Below are 13,123 nucleotides of genomic sequence, written 5' to 3' on the forward strand. Positions count from 1 at the left end.
GGGATGTCCGCGGTAACAGCTGTGCGCACCTCAGGAATCGGCCGAGGCCCCCGACTTGCGCCGCGGGATGCCCAGGCGCTGGCGCCGTTCCCACAGGCATTTGCGGCTGATGCCCAGCTTGCGGGCCAGCTCGGTCTCGGTCATGTGGTCCTGGTGCTCGAGGACGAAATGCTGGAAGTAGTCCTCCAGCGACAGGTCCTCGGTGGGCTCGTGGTTGTTGGCCGCCACGGCGTTGCGCACCTCCGCCTCGTCGACGAAGTCGTCCTCCAGATCGTCCAGCTCGATGTCGATGCCCAGCAGGTCGGCGGGGATTTCCTGGCCTTCGCTGAGGATCACCGCGCGCTCGATGGCGTTCTCCAGCTCGCGCACGTTACCCGGCCACGGGTAATGGCGGATGGCCTGTTCGGCCTCGTGGGAGAAACTCAGCGGGGCGCGCCCCATCTGCGAGCACTGGCGCGCCAGGAAGGCGCGGGCGATCTCCATCACGTCGCTGCCGCGCTCGCGCAGGGGCGGCAGCTTCAGCGAGATGACGTGCAGACGGTAATAGAGGTCTTCGCGGAACTGCCCGGTCTTGGCCAGCATCTTCAGGTCACGGTGGGTGGCGGCGATCAGGCGCACGTCGACCTTCTGCGACTGCACCGAACCGACACGGCGGATCTCGCCTTCCTGCAGCACGCGCAGCAGGCGGGCCTGGGCCTCCAGCGGCAGTTCGCCGATCTCGTCGAGGAACAGGGTGCCGCCGTCCGCGGCTTCCACCAGGCCGGCGCGGCCGGCGCTGGCGCCGGTGAAGGCGCCCTTCTCGTGGCCGAACAGTTCGGATTCGATCAGGGTTTCCGGGATGGCCGCGCAGTTCACCGAGATCAGCGGCGCCTTGGTGCGCTTGGAGAGGTTGTGCAGGGCGCGCGCCACCAGTTCCTTGCCGGTGCCCGATTCGCCCTGGATCAGGACATTGGAGTCGGTGGGGGCGACCTTGCGGATCTTCGAATACAGCTCGAGCATCGGCGGACAGGAGCCGATGATGCCGATCTCGCCCTCGGCCGGGGCGGCGTTACCGTTACCGCGCTCGCCCGCCGCGCGGGTGTTACCCCGCGCTTCGGCGCTGGCGCCACGGCCTTCCTGGCGGTCCTTGAGGATGCGCGCCACGGCCTGGAGCATCTCGTCGTGGTCGAAGGGCTTGGCGATGTAGTCCACCGCGCCCATCTTCATCGAGTCCACGGCCGAGCGCAGGCTGGCGTAGCTGGTCATGATCAGCACCGGGGTGCCCTGGGCCAGCTTGATCAGTTCGGTGCCGGGGGCGCCGGGCAGGCGCAGGTCGCTGACGATCATGTCGAAGGACGGAATGCTGTAGCGCTCCTGGGCCTCCTGGACCGAGCCGGCCTCGCTGACCTGGTACTGGTTGCGCTCGAGCAACCGTCGCAGGGCGGAACGGATGATGGTTTCGTCTTCGACGATGAGGATATGTGCCATGTATTCAGCTCTCTCGACGTGCTCGTCTACTGCTCGGCCGTCGGGCCAGGATGCCGCGGCAAGGTCACGCGGATGCGGGTGCCGCATTCGCGTTCCGGATCGGCCGGGCTGTCGATGGTGATCTGCCCATAATGCTCTTCCACGATCGAATAGACCAGTGCGAGGCCCAGGCCGGTCCCCTTGCCGGGGTCCTTGGTGGTGAAGAAGGGCTCGAACAGGCGATCGATGATGGACTTGGGAATGCCGCTGCCTTCGTCTTCGACGATGAGGTCGACGGTGTTCTCCGAGGCTTCGCTGCGTACCCGTATGGCGCCGCCGGGCGGGGAGGCGTCGCGGGCGTTGGACAGCAGGTTGATGAGTACCTGGGCCAGGCGCTGGGCATCGCCCTCCACCCAGTGGTCCGGGTCGCACAGGTTGAAGAACTGCACTTCGACGCTGCGCCGGTTCAACGATAGCAAACTGATGGCTTCCTGGGTGACGTCGGCCAGGCATACCGGCTCGGCGGCCACCTGCTTGCCGCCGGCGTGGGCGAAGCTCATCAGCGACTGGACGATGCGCGAGACGCGCTTGGTCTGTTCGAGGATCTGCGCGCTGATCTCGGTCAGCTCGCCGTCGCCCTCGCGTTCCTCGCGCAGGTTCTGCGCCAGGCAAGCGATGCCGGTGATGGGGTTGCCGATCTCGTGGGCCACGCCGGCGGCCAGGCGGCCGATGGAGGCCAGGCGCTCGGAGTGGATCAGCTTGTCTTCCAGGGACTGCGTCTCGGTGAGGTCCTCGACCAGCAGCACCAGGCCGGTGTTGCCCGGCGCCAGGGGTTCCTCGATGGCCGCCTTGTGCAGGTTCAGCCAGCGCGTCTGGCCGTCGATGGCCAGGCGCTGCTTGTGCAGGTGCTGGTCGGGGGCCTCGATGAAGCCTTCCAGCAGGCCCTTCCAGGGATCCGGCAGGGCCGACAGGCGCGAGCCGACCACGCGCTGCGCGGGCACCCCGGTGAGTTCCTCGATGGCGCGGTTCCACATCAGCACTTCCTGGTCCTTGGCCAGCGAGCACACGCCCATCGGCAGGTCCTGGAGAGTCTGCCGGTGGTAGCGGCGCAGGGCGTCCAGTTCCGCGGCCAGGCCGGTGAGCCGCGAGTGGTAGTCCTCCAGGCGGCTCTCGATGAAGTGGATGTCTTCGGTGACGTAGCTTTCGCTGCTGGCCTTGTAGGGCAGGAAGGTCTCGACCATGTCCTGGGCCACGCTTGGGCCCATCAGCCCGGAGAGGTTGGCCTCGATGCGGTCGCGCAGGCGGCGCAGGGCGTAGGGGCGGCGCTCGTCGAAGGGCAGGTGCAGGTCGCGCAGGGCCTGCTCCACTTCCTTCTGCGCGGTCTTCGCACCCAGCGGCTTGGCCAACTGGCTGGCGAATTCCTGGGGCGAGACGGCGAGCAGTTCGCGGCGCTGCGGGCGGCGCACGTTGTCCACCGCGCAGGCTTCGGCGGCGCCCTTTTCCTCGTCGCTGGGCTCGCTGAACAGCGACACCAGGGTGAACACCAGCACGTTGGCCGCCAGCGAGGCCAGCGCAGCCAGGTGCCAGCTGGCCTCGTCGAGCACGTACAGCGAGTCGAACAGCGGGATGTGCAGGGTCTGCACGTTGCCCATCAGCGGCACCAGCATGGTGGCGCCCCACACCAGCATGCCCGCCACCAGGCCGGCGATGAAGCCGCGGCGGTTGGCCGCCGGCCAGTAGAGCACCGAGAGCGCGCCGGGGAGGAACTGCAGGGTAGCGACGAAGGAGACGATGCCCAGGTTCGACAGTTCCTGCTCCGAGCCCAGCAGCAGGTAGAAACCGTAGCCGAGCAGGATGATGGTGGCGATCAATGCCCGCCGCGTCCATTTCAGCCAGCGGTAGATGTTGCCCTCGGCCGGCGGCTGGTACAGCGGCAGCACCAGGTGGTTGAGGACCATGCCCGACAGCGCCAGGGTCATCACGATGATCAGCCCGCTGGCCGCCGAGATGCCGCCGATGAAGGCGGCCAGGGCCAGGGCCGGGCTGTCCACCGCCATGCCCAGGCCGAGGGTGAAGTATTCCGGGTTGGTCGAGGCGCCCAGGTGCAGGCCGGCCCAGAGGATCGGCGGCACCGCCAGGCTCATCGGCAGCAGGAACAGCGGCAGGCCCCAGCTGGCGCTGAGCAGGGCGCGCGGGTTGAGGTTCTCGGTGAAGGTCATGTGATACATGTGCGGCATCACGATGGCCGAGGCGAAGAACACCAGCAGCAGGGTGCGCCAGGGGCCTTCGGCCAGCGGCGTGTGCAGGGTGCTCAGGGCCTCCTGGTTCTGCAGCAGCCACACCTCCAGGCCGTCGGGGCCGCCGAACACGCCGTAGAGGGCGAACAGGCCGATGGAGCCCAGGGCGATCAGCTTGACCAGCGACTCGAAGGCGATGGCCATCACCAGCCCTTCGTGGCGCTCGCGGGTGGCGATGTGGCGGGCGCCGAAGAGGATGGCGAACAGGGTGATCAGCGCGCAGAACGCCAGCGCCGCGCTGTGGGCGTCGGCGCCGCGGGTCAGCAGGCTGATGGAGTTGGTCACCGCCTCGATCTGCAGGGCCAGCATGGGCAGCACGCCGATCAGCATGAACAGCGTGGTCAGCGCGCCGGCCCAGGTGCTGCGGAAGCGGAAGGCGAACAGGTCGGCCAGCGACGACAACTGGTAGGCGCGGGTGATGCGCAGGATCGGGTAGAGCAGCACCGGGGCCAGCAGGAAGGCCCCCGACACCCCCAGGTAGATGGCCAGGAAGCCATAGCCGTACTGGTAGGCCAGGCCGACGGTGCCATAGAAGGCCCAGGCGCTGGCATAGACGCCCAGCGACAGGGTGTACACCAGCGGGTGGCGCACCAGGCGGCGCGGCACGTAGCCGCGCTCGGTGATCCAGGCGACACCGAACAGGGTGGTGAGGTAGGCGGCGCTGATCAGGATCAGCTGGGTGAGGCTAAAGCTCGTCAGCATCGCGCTGGCTCTGCAGGATGAAGGTCACGACTATGAGAATCAGCCACAGCAGGTAAGGGCGATACCAGGCGCCGTTGGGGTCGATCCACCAGTCCATGATGGCGGGCGAGAACAGGTAGATGCCCACGACCAGGAGCAGCACCAGTCGGTAGATGTACATGTCATGCCTCTCGTTGTGCGGACGGCAGGCTACAGGCAGCCGATGGGCGCCTGCAAGCCGGGGCGCATGGCCCCTCTCATCATCTTAGAGCCGGGCGTCTTCCAGCGTCAGTACGCGGGGGATGCGCGCGGCGTCCCAGTGCGCCACGCCCCAGGCCAGCACCTCGGCCGGGGTGGCGCCGGCCAGTTCCGCCGGCGCGGCCTGGCCCAGGGCCTTCAGGGCGCGCAGCAGCAGCGGGGCGGCCTGCTCGGCGGCCAGTGGCGGCGAGCGGTAGGACTTGCCCAGCTTGTGGCCGTCGGGCTGGACGATCAGCGGCACGTGCAGGTAGCGCGGATGGGCTATCCCGAGCAGCTCCTGCAGGTACAGCTGGCGCGGGGTGTTGTCGAGCAGGTCGGCGCCGCGGACGATGTCGGTCACGCCCTGCCAGGCGTCGTCCAGCACCACCGCCAGTTGGTAGGCATAGAGGCCGTCGCGGCGGCGGATGACGAAGTCGCCCACCTCGCGGCCCAGGTGCTGGCGGAACTCGCCCTGGACGCGGTCGACGAAGGCGTATTCCAGCTCCGGCACGCGGATGCGGATGGCCACCTCGCCATGCCAGTCGTGGCCGGCGTTGCGGCAGGTGCCGGGGTAGATGCCGCCGCTGCCTTCGAGCTGCTTGCGTGAGCAGGTGCAGGCGTAGGCCAGGCCGCTGCGCAGCCACTGCTCGACCACCGCCGCGTAGGCTTCGCCGCGCTCGCTCTGGCGTTCGACCGGGCCGTCCCATTCGAAGCCGTAGCGCTCCAGCGTCTGCAGGATGGCGGCCTGGGCGCCGGGCATTTCCCGCGGCGGGTCGAGGTCTTCCATGCGCACCAGCCAGCGCCCGCCAGCGGCGCGGGCGTCGAGGTAGGAGGCGACGGCGGCGACCAGCGAGCCGAAATGCAGGTAGCCGCTGGGGGTGGGGGCGAAGCGTCCGGTGTAGCGGGAGTCGGGCATGGCGCAGGCTTGTGGTCAGGGGCGGGGAGCGCCGCACAAACGCGACGGGGCGCCTAGGCGCCCCGTTCGCGAAAAGCTGCCGGCATCAGGAGCCGAGCTGCTTTTCCTTGATTTCCGCGAGGGTCTTGCAGTCGATGCAGAGAGTCGCGGTGGGGCGGGCTTCGAGACGGCGGATGCCGATCTCCACGCCGCAGGAGTCGCACCAGCCGTAGTCGTTGTCCTCGATCAGCTGGAGGGTCTCGTCGATCTTCTTGATCAGCTTGCGCTCGCGGTCGCGGGCGCGCAGTTCGAGGCTGAACTCCTCTTCCTGGCTGGCGCGGTCGGCCGGGTCCGGGAAGTTGGCCGCTTCGTCCTGCATGTGGTGCACGGTGCGATCGACTTCTTCCATCAGCTCAACTTTCCACTTGTTGAGGATGGAGGTGAAGTGGGCGCGCATGCGCTCGCTCATGTACTCCTCGCCCTTGGTTTCCTGGTAGGGCTCGAAGCCACGAATCAGTTGGCTGCTCTGCTGTTTTGCATTGGTGGGCATGTGTGGCCGCCTCTCACTCTCGCTAATCCTGTCGCGGATGGTCCCTCTCCGGTCGACGCCGGCCCCGCGCTCGCAAGCGGGCGAACTTACCAGATCGATAATCGCGATGCTACTCCCGGTTGTCGAGCCTGCTGCCACCCGCCGATGGCTTGGTTAGAATCGCCTCTTCGTCGCAAAGTTCGGTATTTCCCATGGTTTCTTCCTTCAGTGCCCGCAGCCGCGCCATCGAACCTTTCCACGTCATGGCGTTGCTGGCGCGAGCCAACGAGCTGCAGGCCGCCGGCCACGACGTCATTCACCTGGAGATCGGCGAGCCGGATTTCAGCACCGCCGCGCCCATAGTCGCCGCCGGCCAGGCCGCATTGGCCGCCGGCCATACCCGCTACACCGCGGCCCGTGGCCTGCCGCAGCTGCGCGAGGCCATCGCCGGTTTCTACGCCTCGCGCTACCGACTGGCCATCGACCCCGCGCGCATCCTGGTCACCCCGGGCGGTTCCGGCGCCCTGCTGCTGGCCAGCAGCCTGCTGGTCGACCCGGGCCGCCACTGGCTGCTGGCCGACCCCGGCTACCCGTGCAACCGCCACTTCCTGCGCCTGGTGGAGGGCGCCGCGCAACTGGTGCCGGTCGGTCCGCAGAGCCGTTACCAGCTCACCCCGGAGCTGGTGAATGCGCACTGGAATCAGGACAGTGTAGGCGCTTTGCTGGCATCGCCGGCGAATCCTACCGGCACTTTGCTGCACAAGGATGAACTGGCCGCGTTGTCGCAGGCGCTGAAGGCCCGCGGCGGGCACATGGTGGTGGACGAGATCTACCACGGCCTGACCTACGGCGTGGACGCCAGCAGCGTGCTGGAAGTGGACGACGAGGCCTTCGTCCTCAACAGTTTCTCCAAATATTTCGGCATGACCGGCTGGCGCCTGGGCTGGCTGGTGGCGCCGCCGGAAGCGGTGGGCGAGCTGGAGAAGCTGGCGCAGAACCTCTACATCAGCGCCCCGAGCATGGCCCAGTACGCCGCGCTGGCCTGTTTCGAGGAAGGCACCCTGGCCATCCTCGAAGAGCGCCGCGCCGAGTTCGCCCGGCGCCGCGACTACCTGCTGCCGGCCCTGCGCGAGCTGGGCTTCGGCATCGCCGTGGAGCCGGAAGGGGCCTTCTACCTGTACGCCGACATCAGTGCCTTCGGCGGCGACGCCTACCGCTTCTGCCAGCACTTCATCGAGACCGAGCACGTGGCCTTCACCCCGGGCGTGGACTTCGGCCGCTACCAGGCCGACCACCACGTGCGCTTCGCCTACACCCAGAACCTGGAGCGCCTGGAGCAGGCGGTGGAGCGCATCGCCCGCGGCCTGAAGAGCTGGCGGCCCTGATGCGCTTCGCTCCGGAACTGGAAGAGGCGCGCCTGCTGCGCCGCTACAAGCGCTTCCTCGCCGACATCGAGACTGCCGGCGGCGAGCAACTGACCATCCACTGCCCGAACACCGGCTCCATGCTCAACTGCATGAGCGAGGGCTGCCGGGTCTGGTTCAGCCGCTCGGACGACCCCAAGCGCAAGCTGCCGGGCACCTGGGAGCTGAGCGAGACGCCCCAGGGGCGCCTGGCCTGCGTCAACACCGGGCGCGCCAATCGCCTGGTGGAGGAGGCCCTGCTGGCCGGGAGCGTCGCCGAACTGGCCGGTTTCGCCGCGCTGCGACGGGAAGTCGCATACGGCATGGAGAACAGCCGCGCGGACTTCCGCCTGGAGTTCGCCGCCGGGCCGGTGTTCGTCGAGGTGAAGAGCGTCACCCTGGGCTTCGACGCCACGCCGGTGGCGGCCTTCCCCGATGCGGTCACCACCCGCGGGGCCAAGCACCTGCGCGAGCTGGCGGCGCTCGCGCGGCAGGGCACCCGCGCGGTGCTGCTGTATTGCGTGAACCTGTCCGGCATCGATGCGGTGCGCCCGGCGGAGGAAATCGACCCGGCCTACGCCGCGGCGCTGCGCGAGGCGCGCGACGCTGGCGTCGAGATGCTGGCCTACGGCGCGGACATCGACGTCAGCGAAATCCGCCTGAGCCGGCCGTTGCGCATCGAGCTGTAGGTCGCTCGGAGCCTGTCTACGATCTCGCGAGCTAGAGCAGAACAAGGCTGAAACCGGCGAGCGCGCGCGGTTTAGTCCGCCAAATGAGCATCGCTCGCCTGTTTTTAACGCAGTCATGCCGATGCGCAGCAGCTCGTAGACTGGTTCTCAGTCATCCTCGGGCAGGCTTATCCACAAGCCCTGCTCGTCCTCGCGGCACGGCAGGCTGTCGAGCACCTCGCCCAGGCAGGGGCCCTGGATGCATTCGCCGGATTCGATGAGGAACAGCGCGCCGTGGTGGGCGCACTGCAGCAGCGCGCCACTGGCATCGAGGAAGCGGTCGGCCTCCCATTCCAGGGGCACGCCGCGGTGCGGACAGCGGTTGCGGTAGACATGGACGCGGCCCTGGCGGCGCACGGCGAAGACCTTCAGGCCTTCGACCTGGAAGCCGCGGGTCCGCCCCTCGGCCAGCTCGCCCGGATGGCACAGCCGGATCATCCGGACGCTCCCGGCGCCGACAGCAGGGCGCGTGGCGCCCTCTGACGTCGGGATAGGGTGCACGTCCTTGTGCTGAAGCCGGTCAGATCTCCCAGATCAGGTTGGCCGCCGCGTAGCGGCCGGGCTGGGTGTAGCGATCCAGGCTGGGGCTGTTCTCGGTGAGGCCGCGTACGTCGCCCCATTGCCAGTACTTCTTGTCGGTGAGGTTGAACAGGCCGGCGTTGAGGGTCACGCCGTCGGTGATCCGCACCCAGCCGCTGAGGTCGACCAGACCATAGCCGCCGGGCTTGAATTGGCTGGGGACTTCGTTGTCGTCGATGCGCTGCTTGGCCTGCACCAGGGTCCAGGTCAGCTCGCTGCCGAAGCGTCCACCGGGCGCATCATACCCCAAACCGAACACGCCCTTGAGCGGGTCGACGCTGTTGATCGGCTCGCCGGTTTCCTCGTCCTTGCCGCGCGCGTAGGACACGGCGCCGCGCAGGCGGGTGCCGTCGGGCAGGCCGGCGGCCAGGTGCAGGTCGAGGTCGCCGCGGGCCTCGGCGCCGCGGATGGTGACCTTGTCCAGGTTGGTGTACTGGTAGGTCAGGCGGCCGTTGCCGGTGGGGTCGTTGGGCAGGGTGACCTGCTCGATGAAGTCGTCGTAGCGGTTGTAGAACAGGGCGACGCCGAAGCTGCCCATGGCGTACTTGCCGCGCAGGCCGATCTCGTAGCTGTCGCTGGTTTCAGGCTTGAGGTCGGTGTTGGCGATGGTCTGGTAGCCGATGGCGGTGTTGACGAACTCGCCGAAGATATCCACCGGTTCGGGTGCGCGGAAGCCGGCGGCGTACTGGCCGTAGACGCTGTGGTGGTCGTCGATGCGGTAGGTCACGCCGAACTTGGGCGACAGCGCGTGATCGCTGAAGTTGGACGGGTTGGTATCCAGCGGGTTGCTGTTCAGGTAGCGCTGGCTGACCTCTGGGCGCATCTCGTAGTAGTCGTAGCGCAGGCCCGGCAGCAGGGTCCAGCGGCCGATGTCGATGCTGTCCTGGATGAAGGCCGCGTATTCGTGGGTGACCGGGTCGGGGAAGTCGCTGAGCGGGAAGGTCTCGCTACCGAAGGCCGGCGGCACCGGCTGACCGTTGTTCTGGAAGGTCTCGCCACCCTTGCGCAGGTCGCTGCTCTCCAGGCGCTTGAGGTCGAAGCCGTAGATCAGGTGATGCTGGGTGTCGGCCAGGGCGAACCGCTTGTCCAGTTGGCTGTTCAGGCCCCAGAGCGTTTCCTGGTATTGCGAATCCCGGGTGCGGTCGCGCAGGCGGCCGCCGCTGAAGCGCTCCTGGTAGGTCTGCTGGCGGATCTGGCTGTCCTGATAGTTGAGCTGCCACTGCACCAGGTCGGCCAGCGCGCTGTCGAGCTGGAAGCGGTGCTGCAGGCTGATGCGCTCGCGGTCGGTGCTGTCGCTGGCATCGGAGGTGCGGGTGGTGCCGGTGGCGCTGTATTCGTTGAGCAGGCGGGTGTCGGCGTCGTCGGCGTAGCGCTCGTAGGCCAGCTGCAGGCGGCTGCCTTCGGCGTAGTCCCAGCCGACCTTGGCCAGCAGGTTGTCGGTGTCGAAGTCCACCGGGTTGGCTTCGCCGCGGCTGCTGCCGATGCCGCCCTGGCCGCCGAAGGTCTCGCTGTCGTGGCCTTCGCGGCGGCTGATGGTCAGCAGGCCGTCCACCGGGCCCTGGCGCCCGGCGAAGGTGGCGCTGCCCAGCCAACTGTCGTCGGAGCCGTCGTAGCCGGTCTTGAAGCGGGCGTAGAAGTCCTTGCCGTCCTCCAGGTAGTCCGCGGCGTCCTTGGTCAGGAAGCTCACCGCGCCGCCCAGGGCGTCGCTGCCGTACAGCGAGCTGGCCGGGCCGCGAAGTATTTCAACGCGTTTCACGGTGTCCAGGTCGATGTAGTTGCGCCGCGCGTCCATGAAGGGGCCGAAGGCGAAGGCGCCGGGCACGCCGACGCCGTCCACCTGGGTCAGCACGCGGTTGCCGCCGATGCCGCGGATGGTGAAGCCCGACAGGCCAAAGCGGCTGCCGCTACCGCTCACCGACACGCCGGGCTCGTAGCGCACCAGTTGCTTGATGTCGTTGGCGTTGTTGCGGTCGATGTCCTGCTCGGTCTGCACGCTCACGGTGCTCGGCACCGCATCCACGGGTTGTTCGCTACGGGTCGCGGTGACCGTGGTCTCCCCGAGGGAAACCGCGTTGTCCGCCAGGGCGAGGGAGGGGCTCAGCAGCAGCAAGGCCAGCCAGTGTCGGCGGGCGAACGGAGGCGTGATCGACATGGGATACCTGTTTTTCTTGGAAATGGCAGATGGCAAATGGCCGTTGGCAGAAGGCGGCGCAGACCATAATTCTTCTCAAATCTAAATGCAAATTATTATCAAATAGATTTATTAAATTTGTTGTGGCACAGTTCGTCGGTGCCGCCGCGATGCGGCAGGTCCCCTTGCGAACGAGGATTTCTGCGATGACTACCCTTTCCGCGCCGGCTTCCGAGCTGTACCGCGCCTGGCAGGCGCTGCGTGCCGAGAAACCGCGCCTGCGCGCCCGCGATGCCGCGCAACACCTGGATGTGAGCGAGGCCGAGCTGACCGCCAGCCGCCTCGGCGTCGATGCCGTGCGCCTGCGCCCGGAATGGGCCGCGCTGCTGCCGGCCCTCGGCGAGCTGGGCCCGATCATGGCGCTGACGCGCAACGAGCACTGCGTGCACGAGCGCAAGGGGCCGTACCAGGAGGTCACCGTATCGGGCAATGGGCAGATGGGCCTGGTGGTGTCCCCGGACATCGACCTGCGTCTGTTCCTCGGCGGCTGGGGCAGCGTGTTCGCCATCGGCGAGGAAACCGCCCACGGCACCCAGCGCAGCATCCAGGTGTTCGACCGCCAGGGCACCGCGGTGCACAAGGTGTTCCTCACCGAGCACAGCGACGTCGCCGCCTGGGCACCGCTGGTGGAGCGCTTCCGCGCCGAGGAACAGAGCGAGCGCCTGGAGCTGCGTCCGGCCGAGGCGAAAGCCGCGCCGCTGGCCGACGGCGAGATCGACGTCGCTTCCCTGCGCCAGGGCTGGGCGGCGCTGAAGGACACCCACCACTTCTTCGCCCTGCTGAAGAAGCACAAGGCCGAGCGCACCCAGGCGCTGCGCCTGGCCGGCCGCGAATGGGCCGAGCCGCTGGACGTCGCCGAGCTGCCGCGCCTGCTGGAGGCCGCGAGCCAGGCCCGCCTGCCGATCATGATCTTTGTCGGCAACGCCCACTGCATCCAGATCCACACCGGCACCGTGGACAACCCGAAGTGGCTGGACGACTGGTTCAACGTGCTCGACCCGCAGTTCAACCTGCACCTGAAGACTTCCGGCGTGCGTGAGCTGTGGCGCGTGCGCAAGCCGAGCAGCGACGGCATCGTCACCAGTTGGGAAGCCTTCGACGCCGACGGCGAGCTGGTCCTGCAGGTGTTCGGCGCGCGCAAGCCGGGTGTGCCGGAACTGCAAGAATGGCGTAGCCTCGCCGAATCCTTCGCGGCCATCTGAGGAGGCAACCATGACTGCGCGTCCCCTGCTGGCCGGGCTGTTCGCCGGGCTGTGCCTCGTTGCCTCCAGCGCCATCGCCGATACTCTGCCCAAGCGCTGGGTGAGCGCCGGCGGTTCGCTGAGCGAGTGGGTGGTGGCCCTGGGCGGCGAGTCGCGCCTGGTCGGCGTCGACACCACCAGCCTGCACCCGGCCAGCCTTAAGGCGCTGCCGAAGATCGGCTACCAGCGCCAACTGGCGGCCGAAGGCATCCTGGCGCTGAAGCCGGACATCCTCCTCGGCAGCGAGGAGATGGGGCCGCCGCCGGTGCTGCAGCAACTGCGCGCGGCGGGCGTGCGGGTCGAAACCCTGTCGGCCAAGGCCGACGAGAAGACCGTGCACGACAACCTGCTGCGCCTGGGCGAGCTGCTGGGCACGCCCGAGCAGGCCGGCAAGGCGGCGGCGGACTTCCAGGCGCGCCTGGCGGCGCAGCAGGCCTGGGTGGCCAAGGCCCGGGCCGGGCAGGCCACGCCGGGCGTGGTGCTGCTGGTCGGCAACGCCGGCGGCAGCCTGCTGGTGGCCGGGCAGGACACCGCCGGCGACTGGATGATCCAGCACGCCGGCGGGCGCAACCTGGCCAGCCACAAGGGCTACAAGGCGTTGTCCGGCGAAGCCCTGACCGCCCTCGACCCGCAGGTGGTGGTGCTGGCCGACCGCAGCCTGGATGGCGACAAGGCCCGCGCGGCGCTGATCCGCCAGAACCCCGGGCTGGCCGCTACCCGCGCGGCGCGTGAGGCCCGCGTGCTGGTGCTCGACCCGACGCTGCTGGTCGGCGGTCTCGGTCCGCGCGTTCCGGACGCATTGGCCAGCCTCTCCCAGGCCTTTTATCCTTCCGCGCAGGCCCTGAACCCGGAAGGTCGTCCTTGACTGCGAAGCACGCTGCCCGACCGCTGTTCCT

Annotated in this window: 11 protein-coding genes; 4 read left to right on the forward strand and 7 right to left on the reverse strand. The window is 68.4% G+C overall.

Annotated features, from left to right (window positions below; all coding sequences use genetic code 11):
* Nucleotides 1-30: 30 nt before the first annotated feature.
* The 5 genes from PM1_RS03675 to dksA form a co-directional block, all read right to left on the reverse strand.
* Nucleotides 31-1,467: a sigma-54-dependent transcriptional regulator gene (locus tag PM1_RS03675; RefSeq protein WP_009613009.1), complete on the reverse strand. Its 1,437-nt coding sequence runs from the start codon at nt 1,465-1,467 to the stop codon at nt 31-33.
* Nucleotides 1,468-1,493: 26 nt separating this feature from the next.
* Complete coding sequence (locus tag PM1_RS03680) at nt 1,494-4,445, reverse strand: sensor histidine kinase (RefSeq protein WP_009613007.1); 2,952 nt, start codon at nt 4,443-4,445, stop codon at nt 1,494-1,496.
* Nucleotides 4,429-4,605: a hypothetical protein gene (locus tag PM1_RS03685; RefSeq protein ID WP_003095129.1), complete on the reverse strand. Its 177-nt coding sequence runs from the start codon at nt 4,603-4,605 to the stop codon at nt 4,429-4,431. Before PM1_RS03685 ends, PM1_RS03680 begins: the two co-directional genes overlap by 17 nt.
* Nucleotides 4,606-4,689: 84 nt before the next feature.
* Nucleotides 4,690-5,577, reverse strand: a complete 888-nt coding sequence (gene gluQRS / locus PM1_RS03690; protein ID WP_009612976.1) for a tRNA glutamyl-Q(34) synthetase GluQRS — start codon at nt 5,575-5,577, stop codon at nt 4,690-4,692.
* A gap of 85 nt (nt 5,578-5,662) precedes the next feature.
* The gene (gene dksA, locus PM1_RS03695) at nt 5,663-6,106 is read right to left on the reverse strand and encodes an RNA polymerase-binding protein DksA (protein ID WP_009612973.1); all 444 of its coding nucleotides are present in this window, start codon (nt 6,104-6,106) and stop codon (nt 5,663-5,665) included.
* A 191-nt stretch (nt 6,107-6,297) separates the two neighbouring features.
* Here dksA and PM1_RS03700 point away from each other — a divergent pair, with 191 nt between their 5' ends.
* Both PM1_RS03700 and sfsA read left to right on the forward strand, forming a co-directional pair.
* On the forward strand, nt 6,298-7,470 hold the full coding sequence (locus tag PM1_RS03700) for a pyridoxal phosphate-dependent aminotransferase (protein WP_009612971.1): 1,173 nt from the start codon (nt 6,298-6,300) through the stop codon (nt 7,468-7,470).
* A complete protein-coding gene (gene sfsA, locus PM1_RS03705) occupies nt 7,470-8,177 on the forward strand; it encodes a DNA/RNA nuclease SfsA (RefSeq protein WP_009612969.1) in 708 nt (235 codons plus the stop codon). The genes PM1_RS03700 and sfsA overlap by 1 nt, the downstream gene beginning before the upstream one ends.
* 147 nt (nt 8,178-8,324) lie before the next feature.
* Here sfsA and PM1_RS03710 read toward each other — a convergent pair whose 3' ends face one another.
* Together PM1_RS03710 and PM1_RS03715 are read right to left on the reverse strand one after the other, a co-directional pair.
* Nucleotides 8,325-8,654 (reverse strand): Rieske (2Fe-2S) protein, encoded by a 330-nt coding sequence (locus tag PM1_RS03710; RefSeq protein WP_009612967.1) that lies wholly within the window; start codon nt 8,652-8,654, stop codon nt 8,325-8,327.
* Between the two features lie 82 nt (nt 8,655-8,736).
* Entirely contained in the window at nt 8,737-10,947 is a 2,211-nt protein-coding gene (locus PM1_RS03715; protein ID WP_009612965.1) for a TonB-dependent hemoglobin/transferrin/lactoferrin family receptor, read from the reverse strand.
* A 185-nt stretch (nt 10,948-11,132) separates the two neighbouring features.
* On the opposite strand from PM1_RS03715, the gene PM1_RS03720 reads away from it, so the two are divergent.
* Entirely contained in the window at nt 11,133-12,188 is a 1,056-nt protein-coding gene (locus tag PM1_RS03720) for a hemin-degrading factor (protein WP_009612962.1), read from the forward strand.
* A gap of 10 nt (nt 12,189-12,198) precedes the next feature.
* Complete coding sequence (locus PM1_RS03725) at nt 12,199-13,092, forward strand: heme/hemin ABC transporter substrate-binding protein (protein WP_009612960.1); 894 nt, start codon at nt 12,199-12,201, stop codon at nt 13,090-13,092.
* Nucleotides 13,093-13,123 lie beyond the last annotated feature (31 nt).

It is taken from the genome of Pseudomonas sp. M1 (assembly GCF_022760135.1).
GTDB lineage: Bacteria > Pseudomonadota > Gammaproteobacteria > Pseudomonadales > Pseudomonadaceae > Pseudomonas > Pseudomonas citronellolis.